The following is a 16,064-nucleotide window of genomic DNA, read 5'->3' as shown; positions in this document are numbered from 1 at the left end:
TTTGTTTTTTCCACCCCCTCTACACCCAAATTTGGGCTGCCAAAATATTAATTATTGCTATGATGCACACAAATGTCCCCCCCTGCCCGGCGCCGGGCGCGGCCGCGCCTTTCCAGAGTGGCGGGAGAATTTCATCCTTCACCGGAGCTGTCTAGACGCATCGTCGGCACTCGATTGGGCCTGCAACACGCAAAGACAAAGCCGCGCCAGCCTTGTTCCGGCCGGTCGCGGCTTTTGCCATCGAGCTTCCCAACGCATCAGCGCCGGGACCCGCTCGCCTTCCCTGTCTTTTGCACGGCTCGGCCTGGTCAGCCTGCCACGTTCTTGGTCTTGACTTGGTCCAGCCGTCTTGCGCGGCCTTGATTTTTTCGGGCCCGGCCGTCTGCGCGGCCTTGACCCGAAGCGTCCCTGTCGTGAACTCAGTACCCCCTTGAAGTCGATGCTGGCGAATTCAGTGCATCGTCATCCATTCGCGGGCTTCGCGCAGCGCCTTGGCGATCTCGACCTTCGACATGGCGGCCGACAATTCAGAGCGCAGTTCCGCGGCGCGGGCCGAACCCTTGATCGCGGCGATGTTGAACCATTTGTGGGCGGCGACGACATCGGTCTCGCAATCGCGGCCGGTCGCATACATCATGCCCAACTCGAAAAGAATATCGGCCTGGGCAGTTGTCCCCATGGCGCCGAAGCCGGCTTCAAGCATTTCAAAACGTGCCATTTCAATCCCCTGTTCTGGCTCCCGAGAGCTGTCTCCGTCTGTCCCTCGGTGTCCTTGGTTACCTTCGGGGGCGGCCGCTCTTTCGATGCTTTCGAGAATGCAGCGGAGGGTTGAATCCGTCGTTAAATGGCGTGCTTAATTTGAGGAAAACAAAGCTAAAACAAGAGGTAAACGCGAAAATTCGTTAAGGATACAAAGCCAGCAATCGCGCCGGTTTGCACAAAATTTGAAGAAAACTTGCGGGGAGCGGATCAAGACTCCGCTAACCACGGAAAACAAAGACAGTGTGCGGCCCGTTTCACTTTTCGCCGGCACGGCCGTTCGGGAGCGCGTAAAAACCCGCAAACCCTTCCGTCGCGGCACCGCTTTTGTTTTGCCGGGAGCTGGACTAGCTTACGTTTGCGTAAGGGGCAGACAGCGGGACGGAGCCCGATTGGACTTGCCTGAGGGAGGAGAGACGTGTTTCGAAAAGTGAGCCTGGCCCTCGCGGCCGCAATAATGATGACCGGCGCGGCATGGGCCGATCCGATCGAAGGCAATTGGAAAACGCAAGCCGGATCGACTGCCGCCATCTCGGGCGGTGACGGGGCGTTTTCCATTACGCTCAAATCCGGCAAATTTGCCGGCAAGCACATCGGTTCGCTGAAGGTGGCCGACGATAACAAATATGCCGGCACCATAACCGACCCGGAAACCGACAAGACCTATGCGGGCAAGGCTTCGCTTTCCGGCAGTTCGCTCAAGATGAGCGGCTGCGTGCTCGGCGGACTGATCTGCAAAAGCCAGACCTGGCACAAGCTCTGATTGTGCCCTTCCTGCCGGGGTGAACGGGGCCAGTCGGCCCCGTTTTTCATGTCATCGCCGGTCTCGCGGCCACGGCGCCGCCTTAAGTCGCGGCACTCAAGGCGGCCCGCTCACAGATCATCAACCATTTTGAACCCCAGATGAACGCCGCCATCAGAGCCGGTTCAGCCGGGGCAAGGCATTGTCACGCGTGTTGAAGGAGACACCGCGCAATGCTTGCCCGCCGCTTCACCATCGTCTGCCTGCTGATGAGCCTGTTTGGCATGTTGTTCGCCGTCCTTGTCGCCGAAGCCGGCCGTCCGCCCCGCGCCTGGGACGTCGCCATTTCCTGCCGGCTCAGTTGCCCGAACCAGCTTCGCCACTGAACCCGACAGCGACATTTAGAAAGCCAACGCAATGACCCGCCTCGCCGCCAATGCCCTCAAGACCCTACGGCTTCTGCCGCGGACGGCGCTCATCCTGATGCTTCTGGCGGCCCCGGTCCTGGCCGTGCCGACACTGCGCGCCGATGCCGGTTCGACGATCGAGGCGCCGGCGCTGAGGAAGTCCGGCGTCGGCTTTGTGCTGCTGGTCAGCTTGCGGCGCGGCTAGGCCGCTGGAAAGAAAAACGCCGACAGTGCGTTCTGAGACCGCCTTACCCCTCCCAACGGCGCACCCAACTCTCTATATTGGGTCATGGAAAAGCGAATCTATCCCCAAGCGATTGAATCGATCGTCACGCCGGAGCCGTTTGGCCGACAGAGCTTCGACGATGCCAAGAAGGCTGTCGCGGCCCTGCAGGCGCTTTACGACCGCAATACCAAGTTCCTGCGCGGTTCATTTGCCGCGCTCGCCGCGGGCGGTGACAACAACAAGCGCTACCGGGCCTTCTATCCGGAGATCGGTGTCACCACGAGTTCGTTCACCCAGATCGACTCGAGGCAGGCCTATGGCCACATGCCGACGCCGGGGCATTTCTCGACCACCGTCACCCAGCCTGCCCTTTTCGAAAGCTATCTCACCGAACAGCTTCGGCTGATCATGCGCAACCACGGCGTTCCGGTTACGGTTTCGGAATCGACCACTCCCATCCCGCTGCATTTCGCCTTTCTCGAAGGCACGCATGTCGACGGCGCCGCTGCGGAGCGCATCAAACGGCCGATCCGTGACCTGTTCGACGTGCCGGACCTCGACGGCACAGACGACCAGATCGCCAACGGCACGTTCGAAGTGGCGTTAGGCGAGGCAAGACCGCTGGCGCCGTTCACTGCACAACGCATCGATTATTCGCTGCATCGGATGTCGCACTATACGGCGACCAGTCCCCAGCATTTCCAGAACTTCGTGCTGTTCACCAACTACCAGTTCTACATCGACGAATTCGTCGCCCGTGCACGCGAATTGATGGCCAATGGCGGTGACGGATATGTCGAGTTCGTCGAGCCGGGCAATATCGTGACCAAAGTCGGGGACAGCGCGCCCGGAGAGGGTGCTGCGCCGCCTCGCCTGCCGCAGATGCCGGCCTATCATCTGAAGAAGCCGAACCATGGCGGCATCACCATGGTCAATATCGGCGTCGGCCCTTCCAACGCCAAGACGATCACTGACCATATCGCGGTGCTTCGGCCGCATGCCTGGGTGATGCTCGGCCATTGCGCCGGTCTGCGCAACACGCAGGCGCTGGGGGACTATGTGCTGGCGCATGCCTATGTACGGGAAGACCATGTCCTCGACGACGATCTTCCGGTCTGGGTGCCGATCCCGCCGCTGGCTGAAATCCAGGTGGCGCTGCAGGAAGCGGTCGCCGAGATCACCGGGCTTTCCGGCTACGACCTCAAGCGCATCATGCGCACCGGCACCGTCGCCACCATCGACAACCGCAACTGGGAACTGCGCGACCAGCGCGGGCCGGTGCAGCGACTGTCGCAGTCGCGGGCGATCGCGCTCGACATGGAATCGGCGACGATCGCGGCCAATGGCTTCCGCTTCCGGGTGCCCTATGGCACCCTGCTTTGCGTTTCCGACAAGCCCCTGCATGGCGAACTGAAGCTGCCGGGCATGGCGACCGAGTTCTACAAGCGGCAAGTGGCGCAGCATCTGACCATCGGCATCAGGGCGATGGAGAAGCTGGCCGAAATGCCGATGGAGCGGCTGCATTCGCGCAAGCTCAGGAGCTTTTCGGAAACTGCCTTCCAGTAGGTGCCGATCGCATGTGTCGGTCCAGGCAGGACATTTCGTCATCTTGATTGAGACGCATTTCTGCCGATACACAAAGCGATGGCACGTGTTCGAGACATGACGGTTGCGCTGGCATTCATCGCAATGCTTGCGCTCTCGGCCGCGCTGGTGGCCGGGTTCTTCGGATCGCTGCATCCGGCCTTCGATTCCTTTGCTCATTTCCGCGTTCATTTTTCCGTGCTGATGGCGCTTTGCGCGCTGCCGCTGCTCGCCAGCTCGTTTCGCCTGCAGGCCGCCGCCGCATTGCTGTTTGCGGTGGCCGCCTTTGCCACCACGTCGAGTGCCTTGCCGCTTTCGCGGCTATGGCAAGTGCAGGCGGCCTACGAAGCCAGGCCCGGTGGCGAGGCGGTCTACCGCCTGCTGCAGATGAACCTCAGGTTCAACAATCCAACGCCTGAGAAGGTGCTGTCGCTGATCGGCCGGACCCAGCCTGATGTGATCACCCTCGATGAAGTGTCCGAGATGTGGAAGGCAAAGCTTGGGCTGCTGTCCGGCGCCTATCCCTACCGGATCCTCTGCCCGTATCCCAACGGCGTGTTCGGAGTTGCGCTGCTGTCCAGACGACCGTTTGCCATAGGCACGGAGCCGCACTGCGACAGCCGCGGCGCGATGGCGATCGCCACGGTCGATTTCGGCGGAACCGACGTCGATGTCGCCGCCATCCACCTCACCTGGCCATGGCCCCACAACCAATCACGGCAGATTGGCGGATTGTCGGACGAAATCGCCTCGCTTGGCGAGACGTCGATCCTGGCGGGCGATTGCAACGCGGCGCCGTGGAGCGCCGCCGTCCGGCGCGTCGCATCGCTCGGCAAGCTCACCGTAATGCCGTCGGTTGGGCCAACCTGGCTCCACAGAAGGCTGCCGGATTTCCTGCGCTTCGCCGGACTGCCGATCGACCAGGTTTTCAGCAAGGGTGCAATTGTCATCCGTTCGGCGTCGACGCTTGAGGACACCGGCTCAGACCATCTGCCGGTGCTGGTGGAATTCTCGCTGCGCTCCGGTGGACAAAAGCCGCTCGACGAGCACCAGACGGCGACCGCGCTTGCCGGGCAGCCTGGCGGGACGCAAAGCTGAAAATCCGCAGTCCAATCTCGACCTGGCTTATTACTGGCCTACAAAAGCGCGGATGAGGTGCTCGACAGGGCCGCCGTCGCGATGCTCGCGTATATCGAAGGCGTTCTGCTTCGCCTCGTATTCGGCATAGATGGCATTGATCCGGCGCTTCGCCTCGCGACGTGCCTCGAAACAGTGCGGGTCATCACCGACTGTCAGCCCCCGAACCGACTTTTCGCTGGCCCGCATCATCTGTCTGGCGATGCGGCCATGGGTCTCTTCATGGGCGCGGACGCCAGCGAAGAACCGCCTCCAGCGCTTCTGCAGCGCAGGCGACGTGGCTGAGACTAGTTGGGGATAGGTATAGAAGAGATTGAGCGTCCCGTTGGCCTGGCGCAGGCGGCAGACGCCGTTTTCCCGGCGGGCGTCGAAGGTCCAATCATCGACGCTGTAGCCGGTCTGCGCGATGGCGTGGGTCATGAAGCCATGCTTCGGCCCCTGGCGATTCATGGCCTCGATCAGGGCCGCGCCGGTGGTTCCGGCAATGTTGTAAGTCCGTGTCTTAACCAGCACCTTAGTGCCGGCCAAAGTAGCAGGGGCGCACAACGCCCCGATCGCCAAAAGGCTCGTCAGAACTGCCAGGCGCATTGTCCTTCCTCCCAATCGCCACAGAAAGGAAACACAGGCAGGCGGCTTATTCAACAGTCCTACGGTTGCGCTGCCCCTGATATTGTTTGGTCCGGGCACATCTTGCGACTCACATATTCTGGTAGACTGGACCCTCGCCGCCCTGCGGTGGCACCCAATCTATGTTCTGGTTCGGGTCCTTGATGTCGCAAGTCTTGCAGTGCACGCAGTTCTGCGCGTTGATGACGAAGCGCACATCCTTGGCCTGGGGATCGGCGGCGGCATTGCCGTCCTTGTCGACCCATTCGTAGACGCTGGCCGGGCAGTAACGCGTCGAAGGCCCGGCATAGACGTCATGCTCGGAGCGCTTCTGCAGGTCCATGTCGGCGACGAGCAGATGCACCGGCTCATTTTCTTCATGGTTGGTGTTGGACAGGAACACCGACGATAGCCGGTCGAAGGTCAGCACCCCGTCCGGCTTCGGATAGGCGATCTTCTGGTGCGCGGCGGCCGGTTCCAGTGTGGCGTAGTCGGCCTTGCCGTGCTTCATCGTGCCGAAGGGCGAGAAGCCGAGCAGCGTATTCAGCCACATGTCGAGGCCGCCAATGCCGACGCCGACAATGGTGCCGAAGCGCGACCATAGCGGCTTGACGTTGCGCACCTTCTTCAGGTCCTTGCCGATGTCGGTGGTGCGCCAGGCTGTCTCGTAGGAGGCCAGCTCGTCATTGGTGCGGCCGGCAGCTATCGCATCACAGACATGCTCGGCCGCCAGCATTCCGGAGAGCACGGCATTGTGCGAGCCCTTGATGCGCGGCACGTTGACGAAGCCGGCCGCGCAGCCCATCAGCGCACCGCCGGGGAAGGACAGTTTCGGCACCGACTGCCAGCCGCCTTCGGTAATGGCGCGGGCACCATAGCCCAGCCGCTTGCCGCCCTCGAAGGTGCCTCTGATCGCCGGATGCGTCTTGAAGCGCTGGAACTCGTCGAACGGCGACAGCCAGGGATTCTTGTAGTTCAGGTGAACGACGAAGCCGACTGCCACCTGGTTGTCCTCGAGATGGTAGAGGAAGGAGCCGCCGCCGGTCTTCATATCGAGCGGCCAGCCGAAGGAATGCTGGACAAGGCCCGGCCGGTGGTTTTCCGGTTTGACCTGCCATAGTTCCTTGAGGCCGATGCCGTATTTGCCGGGCTCGCGGCCGTCGGAAAGCTTGTATCTGGCGATCAGCTGCTTGGCCAGCGAGCCGCGCGCGCCCTCGCCGATCAGCACATATTTGCCCATCAGCGCCATGCCCGGCGCAAAGGACGGGCCGTGCGTGCCGTCCTTCTCGACGCCCATATCGCCGGTGACGACGCCGGTGACCGCACCGGCCTCGTTGTAGAGCAGGCCGACCGCGGCAAAGCCCGGATAGATCTCGACACCAAGCGCCTCGGCCTTGGTCGCCAGCCAGCGGCAGGCATTGCCGAGCGAAACGATGTAGTTGCCGTGATTGTTCATCAGCGGCGGCATCAATATGTTAGGCAGGCGGAACGACCCGGCGGAGCCGAGCACCAGGAAATGGTCGGCCGTCACCGGCGTCTTGAAGGGATGCCCCTCCTCCTCGCGCCAGCCCGGCAGCAGGCGGTCGATGCCGATCGGGTCGACGACGGCGCCGGACAGGATATGGGCGCCGACCTCGCCGCCCTTTTCCAGGACGACGACGGAAAGCTCGGGATTGACCTGCTTGAGACGGATCGCCGCGGCAAGCCCGGCCGGGCCGGCGCCGACGATGACCACGTCGAATTCCATGCTCTCGCGTTCGATATCGCTCATCGACCCCTCACTGGCTCGCTATTCCGGCATCTTGCTGGCTCACGCGCTGCATAGCGCATCAAATAGCGACGGGAAACCGGCGCGGACGTGACAATACCGATTTCGTCAAAAAGTCGCGTCCTGCCGCACAGATTCGCGCGGGAGAGCGTCAATCTTCAATCCTATTCCGTTTGCAGAGATATGTCGCACTGACGTTTTTAATTGTTCGACGGCTTGCTTATCGGCCATACTTCCCGCCATGCGCATATTCGGGCCGGCTGGCTTTTCATTGACGCGCTTTTTTTCCACGCCCGGCCGGATTTGCCGTGCGGCCCTTTTGGCGCTGCTGCCGCTGGCGGCCTTCGATGCCTGCGCCGACCCACAACTGGTCTGGGCGACCGGCGCCTATTCCTTTTCCGACGAGCGCGGCGGCTTCCGCATCACCGGGGCTTCGGGCATCGGCACGAAGGAGGATCCGCTAGTCATCACCGAAGAGCTGAATTCAGCGACGCCGGTAACGCTGGCCATCCGCACGACAAAGCCGATCCAGCCGTTCGGCAAAGCGGGGGACTTCGCCAATGGCCTGATGTATATGCGCATCGACGTGCTCAACAATAGCGGCCAGGCCTGGGTCGAGTTCCAGTTCGAGCTCCAGGAGATCTTCGACCAGCCGAGCGTGTTCGGCGACGGCCTGTCGTTCGATCAGCGCAACAAAACGCCCGAAAATATCTGGTCGAGCAGCTTCGCCGATTTCGACCGCAATTTCGAACCCTATGACCGCCTGCTGTTCAAGAACGGCAAGATCGACCCGCTGAAGACCGCGAGTTTCTATTTCCTGATCACCGACTACACGCCGCGCTGGACGTTCTATCTGGTGCAGGACCCGCGCATACCGTCGAGCTGAACTTGCAAAATTAAGCTCCGCGGCCGAATGTGAAACCATGACTGCCGCCCCCCAAAACAACCGAGCCGATCTCGCCGAGCTGCTGGCCTTCTACGCCAGCGCCGGCGTCGATGAGGCGCTTGAAGAAGAGCCGGTGAACAGGTTTGCCGAGGCCAAGCCGCCGGAGCGGGTGCCTGCGGCGGCCGCCATGCCGGCGGGTGAAAATGCGGCGCCGCAACGCTCGACGAGCGTGTCGCGCGCCGAAATGGGCGAGAGACCCAATACGGCACCGGCAGTGCGAACGCCCCCGGCCACCGCAACGGTGCCCGACGAGGCGCAGGCGGCATTGGCGCGGCAACTGGCGAGGTCGGCGGCAAACCTCGACGAGCTTCGCCAGCACATGGCGGCATTCGACGGCTGTAACCTCAAATTCACCGCCAAGAACATGGTGTTCGCCGACGGCAATCCGACTGCCGAGGTGATGCTGGTCGGCGAAGCGCCGGGCCGCGACGAGGATATGGAGGGTCTGCCCTTCGTCGGCCGTTCGGGCCGGCTGCTCGACCGCATGCTGGCCGCGATCGGTCTTGATCGGACGTCTGTCTACATCGCCAATGTCATCCCTTGGCGGCCGCCGGGCAACCGCACGCCGACGCCGCACGAGACCGAGATCTGCCGGCCGTTCATCGAGCGGCAGATCGAGCTGGTCAATCCCAAGGTGCTGGTCAATCTCGGCGGCCCGTCGGCAAAGACCTTGCTCAACACCTCCGAAGGCATATTGCGGCTGCGCGGCAATTGGCGCGTCCACACGACCGCCTCCGGCACTGCCATTCCCGCCATGCCGACCCTGCATCCGGCCTATTTGTTGAGAACGCCGGCGCACAAAAAGCTGGCGTGGCGGGATTTCCTCGAAGTGAAGGCGAAGTTGCGGGCGCTTGGGTAAGTTTGCGGAGCGCGTCTTCCCTTCTCCCCTTGTGAGGAAGGAAGGCCGCATCATAACTTCGCAGGTAATTGAAATGCGCCCATTGCCGGCCTAGTCCTCTCGTCATGACAACATCCCAGATTTCCGCCGGCAGTCTCATTCGCGAATGGCGTACACGCCGGCGCATGAGCCAGCTCGACCTCGCCATGGAGGCCGAGATCTCGCAGCGGCATCTGAGTTTCGTGGAAAGCGGCCGCGCTGCACCCTCGCGCGACATGGTGCTGCATCTGGCCGAGCAGCTTTCGATCCCGCTCAGGCAGCGCAACCAGCTGCTGCTGGCCGCCGGCTTTGCCCCGAGCTTCAGCGAACGGCCGCTTGATGATGCCTCGATGGCGCCGGCGATGGCGGCGGTCGAGACCGTGCTCAAGGCGCACGAGCCGTTCCCGGCGCTTGCCGTCGACCGGCATTGGAACCTGGTGTCGGCGAATGCCGCCATCGGCCCGTTCCTCGCCAATGTCACCGATGCCTCCCTGCTGACGCCGCCGGTCAACGTGTTGCGCCTCAGCCTGCATCCCGGCGGCATCGCGCCGCGCATCGTCAATCTTGCGGAATGGCGGGCACATCTTCTGGAGCGGCTGAAGCACCAGAACGACGCTACCGCGGATCCGGTGCTGGTCGAGCTCGAGCGCGAGCTTCGGGCCTATCCGTCCGGCCTCAAAGGCAGCCGGCCGGCGCCGGTCGAGCCGAACGCGATTGTTCATCCGCTCAAGCTTGCCCATGGCGACGCGGTGCTGTCGTTCATCAGCACCATCACCGTGTTCGGCACGCCGCTCGACGTGACGCTGGCGGAACTGGCGATCGAATCTTTTTTCCCCTCCGACGAGCAGACGCGGGCGGTGTTGGTGCGGCTGGCGAAAGAGCGGGCCGACGCGGCGAAGCCGTGATCACCCCTGCGGCGCGATCGCCTTGCGGGTGCGGGTGCGTTCGAGACCGAGCTGGCGCTCACGCCATATGATGAAAATGCCCGCTGCGACGACGATCAGGCCGCCGACAAGCATGTTGATCGTGGCGACGTCGCCAAAGACCAGATAGCCGACGACGACGCCGAGGATCATCGAGGTGTATTCGAAAGGTGCCACGACCGAAGCCTCGGCATGGCGATAGGCCGAGGTCATCAGGATCTGGCCGAGCCCGCCGCAAAAACCCGCGGCAATCAGAAGCCCCGCCTGCGCTGGCGTCAGCGCCTGCCAGCCGAATGGCAGCGAAAGCAGCGCCATCACGCTCGCCGTCACCGAAAACCACAGCACGATGGTCGCCGTCCGCTCGCTCTGGACGAGGTTGCGCACCAGGAGCATGGCGATGGCCGAGATCGCCGCAGCGATAAGGGCGGCGATGACACCGAGCACCTCCTGATCGCCAAGGGCAGCGCCCGAGCTCAGCAGCGTCAGCTCCGGCCACGAGATGATCAGCACACCGACCAGACCGACGGCAACCGCGCTCCAGCGATAGACGCGGATGGCTTCACCAAGGAAGATCGAACTGAACACCACGACCAGCAGCGGCTGCGCGTAGTTCAGCGTGATCGCCTCGGGCAGCGGCAGCCGCGTCAGCGCAAAGAAGCCAAGCCCCATGGCGCAAACCCCGACAACACCGCGCGCAATGTGATTGAGGGGGCGCTTTGTCGAAAAGGCGGTGCCGAGTTTTCCCTGGAAGGCGAGGAAGGCGATGATCGGAAAGATGGCAAAGAAGGAGCGGAAGAAGACGATCTGGCCCGCCGGCACGGTTCCTGCCGCCTTGATGCAGGACGACATGCCAACGAAGACCGCCACCGATACGATCTTGAGCACGATCCCGGTCAGCGTGCTGTGTTCGCCGGCGTGGTTGCCGGCTGCAAGCACTGGCAAATCCGGTCTGGCTGTCACGCTCCCGTTGCTTCCTGGATCGCCGCCCAAATGCGCGCCGGCGTTGCGGGCATGTCGATATGCCTGATGCCGTTGGCGCGGTAGAGCGCGTCTGTCACCGCATTGAGCGCGGCAGGCGTCGACCCGATCGTACCCGCCTCCCCCGCGCCCTTGATGCCCATCGCATTGGTGGTCGACGGCACGTTGCGGGTCTCGAAATGGAAGAACGGCACGTCGTCGGCGCGCGGCATGGCATAGTCCATGAAGCTCGCCGTCAGCAACTGCCCGTCTTCATCATAGACCGTGTTTTCGGTCAGTGCCTGGCCGATGCCCTGGACGACGCCGCCATGCACTTGGCCGGCAAGCAGGACCGGGTTCACGGTGACGCCGAAATCGTCGACGATGGTGTAGCGGACAATCTCGGTCGCACCGGTGTCGGGATCGATCTCGACCTCGCAGATGTGGGTGCCGTTGGGATAGGTGCACTCGTCCTGGATGAATTCACCAAAGCCCTTGAGATCGTCGGGGTTCTTGGCAGCCTTTGCAATGCCGGAGAAATCAATGCTGCGGTCGGTGCCGACGATGCGGGCAACGCCGTTCGACAGTTCGATGTCGCCGGCCGAGGCTTCCAGCTCATCCGCCGCGATGCGCTTGATCTTGTTGGCGAGGTCTTCGCCGGCACGCGATGCCGAAACGCCACCGAGCGGGATCGAGCGCGAGCCGCCGGTGCCGCCACCGTCCTTCAGCTCATCGGTATCGCCCTGGCGGACACGGATCTTGTCGATGTCGAGATCAAGCTTCTCCGAGAGAAACTGGGCGTAGGCGGTCGCATGCCCCTGCCCGTTGGTCTGGGTGCCGATCTTCAGCGTTACCGTGCCGTCGCCGTTGAGTTCGACAAAGGCCGGTTCCGATCCCGGAAAGGCGCAGGCTTCGATATAGGTCGCCATGCCGATGCCGCGGATCCTGCCGGCCGCCTTCGACTGCGCCAGTCGCCCAGGGAATGCCTGCCACCCAGCCTGTTCCATGGCGCGGTTCATATGGCCTTCGAACTCGCCGGTGTCGTAAAGCCGGCCGGTCTGCGTGCGGTAGGGAAACTGCTCAGGGCGGATGAAATTGCGCCGGCGAATCTCGTCGACAGGCAGGCCGAGATCGTGGGCGCAGGCGTCGACGAGCTTTTCCAGCAGGAACGCCGCTTCAGGCCTGCCGGCGCCGCGATAAGCATCGACCGGGCAGGTGTTGGTGTAGAGGCCGGTCACAGACACGTCGAGCGCCCTTATGTCGTAGACGCCGGTCGACATGGTGACGCCGATATAGGGGATATACGGGCCATATTGCGAGATATAGGCGCCCATGTTTGCGAGTAGATCGACTTTCATGCCGAGAAAGCGGCCGTTGCTGTCCATCGCCATCTCGGCGGTCACGACATTGTCGCGGCCTTGCGCGTCGGTGAGGAAATGCTCGGTGCGGTCGCCGGCCCATTTGACCGGACGGCCAAGCCGCCTGGCGGTCTCGAGCACCAGCGGATGCTCGCGATAGACGAAGCTCTTCGGGCCGAAGCCGCCGCCGACATCCGGCGTGATGACGCGCAGCTGGTCTTTCTTGATCTTGAACACACCGGCCAGGATGGACTGCATCGAATGCACGCCCTGCGAGCCCGTCGTCAGCACGAAGCGGTTCTCGTCCGCCTTCCACTCGCCGATCGCCGAGCGCGGCTCCATGTAGTTGCAGACCAGCCGGTTGTTGATGAACTCGATGTGGGTGACATGAGCGGCTTTGGCAAAGGCCGCCTCGGTCTTGCCCTTATCACCCATATGGTAACTGAAGGCGCGGTTGGAGCCGAGCTCCGGCCAGACCAGCGGCGTGCCTTCGGCAAGCGCCGTCGCAGTGCCCGAGGCAGCCTCCTCGGACTCGTAGTCGACCTCGATCAGCTCGGCGGCATCCTGTGCCAGCGCCCGGCTGTCGGCGACGACGAAGGCGACGGCATCACCGACATAATTCACCCGGTCGCGGCACAGCACCGGGATGTCGCGGGTCGGCGCCTTAGTGCCGTCAGGCTGTCTCTCCATGACACCGGACCTAAGATTGCGCAGATGGCTGAGATCGGCGCCAGTGAGCACGAGATGGACGCCGGGCGCTGTCTTCGCCGCCTCGGTCGAACCGATGGTGAACCTTGCCTTGGCCGTCGGCGAGCGCAAGACGTAGCCGTGCAGCAGGCCGGCGGGCTGGATGTCGTCCGTATAGCGGCCCAGGCCCTTGATGAAGGCCTGATCCTCGCGACGCAATACAGAGGCGCCCATCCCGAATTTCGGCGTGACGACGGTCATGGATGCCTCGCGATGATGCTTGGGAAATGATCGCCTGAAATAGACGTCGCTGCAGTTTTGTCGAGGGAGCGTTTCGTGTAAAGAGCGCAGACTTCAAATTATTTGGACCAGCGGACCCGTCCGCCGCTCCCGGATCGACAGGAAAAACCAGGGAATGCGCACCGATACCGGCCAGGTCTTCAAGCTCGAAGACTACCGCCCCAGCGACTATCTCATTCCGGAAATTAGCCTGACTTTCCGCCTTTCGCCTGAAGCAACGCACGTCACCGCCGTGCTGACGGTCGAACGCCGCGACGGGATTGCGGCCTCGGCGCCGCTGGTGCTGGATGGCGACGGGTTGACGCTCAGCCGCGTGACGATCGACGGCCAGGAACCGAGCCCGGCAGATTTTCTCGCCACGCCCGATCAACTGACGATCATCAGGCCGTCCGCGGCAAGCCGCTTCCAGCTAGTCATCGAAACTGTGCTGGCGCCGGCACTGAATGAAGCGCTGATGGGCCTCTATCGCTCCAGCAATGTCTATTGCACACAGTGCGAGGCCGAGGGCTTTCGCCGCATCACCTATTTCCTCGACCGCCCCGATATCCTGTCGGTCTATACGGTGCGCATCGAGGCTCAACGCCATGAAGCGCCGCTGCTTTTGTCCAACGGCAACCCCGCCGGCAGCGGCGAGCTTGCCGACGGCTGGCACTATGCGGTCTGGCACGACCCTTTCCCCAAGCCGTCCTATTTGTTTGCGCTGGTGGCGGGCGACCTTGGCAAGATCTCGGACAGCTTCGTCACCCTGTCCGGCCGCAGGGTGGAGCTCGGCATCTATGTCGAGCCGGGCAAGGAGAGACTCGCCGGCTACGCCATGGACGCCTTGAAGCGGTCGATGAAATGGGACGAGGAGGCGTTTGGCCGCGAATACGACCTCGATGTCTTCAACATCGTCGCCGTGTCCGACTTCAATATGGGCGCGATGGAGAACAAGGGTCTCAACATCTTCAACGACAAGTATGTGCTGGCCGACCAGGAAACCGCGACCGATGCCGATTTCGCCAATATAGAGGCCATCATCGCGCATGAGTATTTCCACAATTGGACAGGTAACAGAATCACTTGCCGTGACTGGTTCCAGCTTTGCCTGAAGGAAGGCCTGACCGTTTTCCGCGACCACGAATTCTCCGCCGATCAGCGCTCGCGCGCCGTCAAACGCATCGCCGAGGTGCGTACGCTGCGCGCCCATCAGTTTCCCGAGGACCAGGGGCCGCTGGCGCATCCGGTGCGGCCGCGCCGCTATCGCGAGATCAACAATTTCTACACGGCGACGGTCTACGAAAAGGGCTCAGAAGTCGTGCGCATGATCCACACCATCCTCGGCGCCGAGACGTTCCGCGCCGGCATGGACCTCTATTTCGAGCGTCACGACGGCGATGCGGCGACGATCGAGGATTTCGTCAAGGTGTTCGAGGATGTCTCGGGTCGCGACCTGTCGCAGTTTTCGCTGTGGTATCATCAGGCGGGCACGCCGAACCTGACCGTCAGTTCGGCGCACAATCCGGCAGCGCAGGAATTCACGCTCGAAATCGAGCAGTCGGTGCCGCCAACGCCGTCGGAAAGCCGCAAGCGGCTGATGCACATTCCGCTTGCCTTCGGCCTGGTCGGCGCCAGCGGCGAGGCAATAGCCTATAGCGGCGTCGAAGGGGCGAACGTCGAGGACGGCGTCATCCATATCCGCAAACGCCGCCACGTCGTGCGCTTTTCGGGAATTGCCAAACGTCCGGCCATGTCGCTCAACCGCGGCTTTTCGGCGCCGGTAACGCTTTCGGTCGAACAGCGGCCCGACGACCAGTTCTTCCTGGCCGGCCACGACAGCGACGCCTTCTCGCGCTGGCAGGCGTTCAATACGCTTTTGACCGATGCGCTGATTGCTGCCTTCCGTCAGATCCTGGACCACAGGCAACCCGAGTTCAGCGCCCGGCTGACCGAGCTTGCCGGCAAGATAGCCGGCGACGAAGCACTCGAACCCGCCTATCGGGCGCTGGCGCTGGCGCTGCCCGGCGAGGCCGATATCGCTCGCGACATCGGCAAGAACATCGACCCCGACGCCGTTTTCTCGGCGCGCGAGGCGTTGGCGGTTGCGATGGCCGAGACCAACGGCGAGATATTCTCCAAGCTTTACGATCGGCTTGCCGACAATGGTCCGTTCAGCCCGGACGCGGCCAGTGCCGGGCGGCGGGCGCTGCGCAACGTCCTGCTGGATTATCTCTCCTTGCTGCCGGGAGGTGCGGAGCTCGCCGCCCGGCACTTCCAATCGGCGACCAACATGACCGACCGGGCCGCGGCATTGACCGTGCTTGCGCACCGTCACCACGGCTCACCGGAGGCGACCAGGGCGCTGGTCGACTTCGAGGCGAAATATGCAACCGATGCGCTGGTCATGGACAAATGGTTCCAGATCCAGGCCAGCGTGCCCGGCCCGCAAACTGTCGACGCGGTGCGCGCCTTGACCGGACATCCGGCGTTCTCGATGGCCAACCCGAACCGGGTGCGCTCGCTCATCGGCACGTTTTCCAGCGCCAACCAGACCGGCTTCCATAGCGCCGACGGCGAGGGCTACCGGCTTTTCGTCGAAACGGTGCTGCAGGTCGAAAAACGCAACCCGCAGGTGGCCGCCAGGCTGGCGACGGCGCTCAGGTCGTGGCGCTCGCTCGAACCGGTGCGGCAAGCCAAGGCAAGGGAGGCGCTGCTTTCGATCGCCAATGCCGAGAAGCTGTCGGCCGATTTGCGAGACATCGTCGAGCGCACTCTCGCCTGATAACCCGCCGGCTCACCGCCACAATG

At 62.9% G+C, this 16,064-nt stretch carries 14 protein-coding genes; 9 read left to right on the top strand and 5 right to left on the bottom strand.

The window, feature by feature from the left end:
- Window positions 1-451: 451 nt before the first annotated feature.
- Window positions 452-718: an SEL1-like repeat protein gene (locus tag NKJ08_RS17395; RefSeq protein ID WP_202355137.1), complete on the bottom strand. Its 267-nt coding sequence runs from the start codon at window positions 716-718 to the stop codon at window positions 452-454.
- 459 nt (window positions 719-1,177) lie between these two features.
- Here NKJ08_RS17395 and NKJ08_RS17390 point away from each other — a divergent pair, with 459 nt between their 5' ends.
- The 5 genes from NKJ08_RS17390 (at window position 1,178) to NKJ08_RS17370 (ending at window position 4,816) form a co-directional block, all read left to right on the top strand.
- Window positions 1,178-1,522, top strand: a complete 345-nt coding sequence (locus NKJ08_RS17390) for a DUF2147 domain-containing protein (RefSeq protein WP_352530473.1) — start codon at window positions 1,178-1,180, stop codon at window positions 1,520-1,522.
- A gap of 212 nt (window positions 1,523-1,734) precedes the next feature.
- Complete coding sequence (locus tag NKJ08_RS17385; RefSeq protein ID WP_352530475.1) at window positions 1,735-1,887, top strand: hypothetical protein; 153 nt, start codon at window positions 1,735-1,737, stop codon at window positions 1,885-1,887.
- A gap of 31 nt (window positions 1,888-1,918) precedes the next feature.
- A complete protein-coding gene (locus NKJ08_RS17380; RefSeq protein ID WP_352530477.1) occupies window positions 1,919-2,113 on the top strand; it encodes a hypothetical protein in 195 nt (64 codons plus the stop codon).
- Between the two features lie 84 nt (window positions 2,114-2,197).
- Window positions 2,198-3,700: an AMP nucleosidase gene (locus NKJ08_RS17375; RefSeq protein ID WP_352530479.1), complete on the top strand. Its 1,503-nt coding sequence runs from the start codon at window positions 2,198-2,200 to the stop codon at window positions 3,698-3,700.
- 78 nt (window positions 3,701-3,778) lie between these two features.
- Complete coding sequence (locus NKJ08_RS17370; RefSeq protein WP_352530481.1) at window positions 3,779-4,816, top strand: endonuclease/exonuclease/phosphatase family protein; 1,038 nt, start codon at window positions 3,779-3,781, stop codon at window positions 4,814-4,816.
- Window positions 4,817-4,846: 30 nt separating this feature from the next.
- Here NKJ08_RS17370 and NKJ08_RS17365 read toward each other — a convergent pair whose 3' ends face one another.
- Both NKJ08_RS17365 and NKJ08_RS17360 read right to left on the bottom strand, forming a co-directional pair.
- A complete protein-coding gene (locus NKJ08_RS17365) occupies window positions 4,847-5,443 on the bottom strand; it encodes a DUF922 domain-containing protein (RefSeq protein ID WP_352530483.1) in 597 nt (198 codons plus the stop codon).
- A gap of 109 nt (window positions 5,444-5,552) precedes the next feature.
- Window positions 5,553-7,232: an electron transfer flavoprotein-ubiquinone oxidoreductase gene (locus NKJ08_RS17360; protein WP_352530485.1), complete on the bottom strand. Its 1,680-nt coding sequence runs from the start codon at window positions 7,230-7,232 to the stop codon at window positions 5,553-5,555.
- Window positions 7,233-7,470: 238 nt separating this feature from the next.
- On the opposite strand from NKJ08_RS17360, the gene NKJ08_RS17355 reads away from it, so the two are divergent.
- The 3 genes from NKJ08_RS17355 to NKJ08_RS17345 all read left to right on the top strand — a co-directional run bounded on the left by NKJ08_RS17355 (window position 7,471) and on the right by NKJ08_RS17345 (window position 9,957).
- A complete protein-coding gene (locus NKJ08_RS17355; protein WP_352530487.1) occupies window positions 7,471-8,115 on the top strand; it encodes a hypothetical protein in 645 nt (214 codons plus the stop codon).
- Between the two features lie 37 nt (window positions 8,116-8,152).
- A complete protein-coding gene (locus NKJ08_RS17350; protein ID WP_352530489.1) occupies window positions 8,153-9,034 on the top strand; it encodes a uracil-DNA glycosylase in 882 nt (293 codons plus the stop codon).
- Between the two features lie 104 nt (window positions 9,035-9,138).
- The gene (locus tag NKJ08_RS17345) at window positions 9,139-9,957 is read left to right on the top strand and encodes a helix-turn-helix domain-containing protein (RefSeq protein ID WP_352530491.1); all 819 of its coding nucleotides are present in this window, start codon (window positions 9,139-9,141) and stop codon (window positions 9,955-9,957) included.
- Here NKJ08_RS17345 and NKJ08_RS17340 read toward each other — a convergent pair whose 3' ends face one another.
- Both NKJ08_RS17340 and NKJ08_RS17335 read right to left on the bottom strand, forming a co-directional pair.
- The gene (locus NKJ08_RS17340; RefSeq protein ID WP_502896001.1) at window positions 9,958-10,935 is read right to left on the bottom strand and encodes a DMT family transporter; all 978 of its coding nucleotides are present in this window, start codon (window positions 10,933-10,935) and stop codon (window positions 9,958-9,960) included.
- Window positions 10,932-13,238 (bottom strand): xanthine dehydrogenase family protein molybdopterin-binding subunit, encoded by a 2,307-nt coding sequence (locus NKJ08_RS17335; protein WP_352530493.1) that lies wholly within the window; start codon window positions 13,236-13,238, stop codon window positions 10,932-10,934. The genes NKJ08_RS17340 and NKJ08_RS17335 overlap by 4 nt, the downstream gene beginning before the upstream one ends.
- Window positions 13,239-13,392: 154 nt before the next feature.
- Here NKJ08_RS17335 and pepN point away from each other — a divergent pair, with 154 nt between their 5' ends.
- A complete protein-coding gene (pepN, locus tag NKJ08_RS17330; RefSeq protein WP_352530495.1) occupies window positions 13,393-16,038 on the top strand; it encodes an aminopeptidase N in 2,646 nt (881 codons plus the stop codon).
- The last annotated feature ends 26 nt before the right edge of the window (window positions 16,039-16,064 follow it).

This window comes from Mesorhizobium sp. M0244 (assembly GCF_040321795.1).
Taxonomy (GTDB): Bacteria; Pseudomonadota; Alphaproteobacteria; order Rhizobiales; family Rhizobiaceae; genus Mesorhizobium.
The sequence above is the reverse complement of the archived record's forward strand: the minus strand, read 5'-3'. Positions and strand labels throughout refer to the sequence as shown.

Bases quoted from the DNA above. Each gene is read 5' to 3' on its own strand.
- NKJ08_RS17335 (WP_352530493.1), bottom strand. From the start codon at position 13,238: ATGACCGTCGTCACGCCGAAATTCGGGATGGGCGCCTCTGTATTGCGT.
- NKJ08_RS17370 (WP_352530481.1), top strand. From the start codon at position 3,779: ATGGCACGTGTTCGAGACATGACGGTTGCGCTGGCATTCATCGCAATG.
- NKJ08_RS17395 (WP_202355137.1), bottom strand. From the start codon at position 718: ATGGCACGTTTTGAAATGCTTGAAGCCGGCTTCGGCGCCATGGGGACA.
- NKJ08_RS17355 (WP_352530487.1), top strand. From the start codon at position 7,471: ATGCGCATATTCGGGCCGGCTGGCTTTTCATTGACGCGCTTTTTTTCC.
- pepN (WP_352530495.1), top strand. From the start codon at position 13,393: ATGCGCACCGATACCGGCCAGGTCTTCAAGCTCGAAGACTACCGCCCC.
- NKJ08_RS17360 (WP_352530485.1), bottom strand. From the start codon at position 7,232: ATGAGCGATATCGAACGCGAGAGCATGGAATTCGACGTGGTCATCGTC.
- NKJ08_RS17345 (WP_352530491.1), top strand. From the start codon at position 9,139: ATGACAACATCCCAGATTTCCGCCGGCAGTCTCATTCGCGAATGGCGT.
- NKJ08_RS17385 (WP_352530475.1), top strand. From the start codon at position 1,735: ATGCTTGCCCGCCGCTTCACCATCGTCTGCCTGCTGATGAGCCTGTTT.
- NKJ08_RS17350 (WP_352530489.1), top strand. From the start codon at position 8,153: ATGACTGCCGCCCCCCAAAACAACCGAGCCGATCTCGCCGAGCTGCTG.
- NKJ08_RS17365 (WP_352530483.1), bottom strand. From the start codon at position 5,443: ATGCGCCTGGCAGTTCTGACGAGCCTTTTGGCGATCGGGGCGTTGTGC.
- NKJ08_RS17380 (WP_352530477.1), top strand. From the start codon at position 1,919: ATGACCCGCCTCGCCGCCAATGCCCTCAAGACCCTACGGCTTCTGCCG.
- NKJ08_RS17375 (WP_352530479.1), top strand. From the start codon at position 2,198: ATGGAAAAGCGAATCTATCCCCAAGCGATTGAATCGATCGTCACGCCG.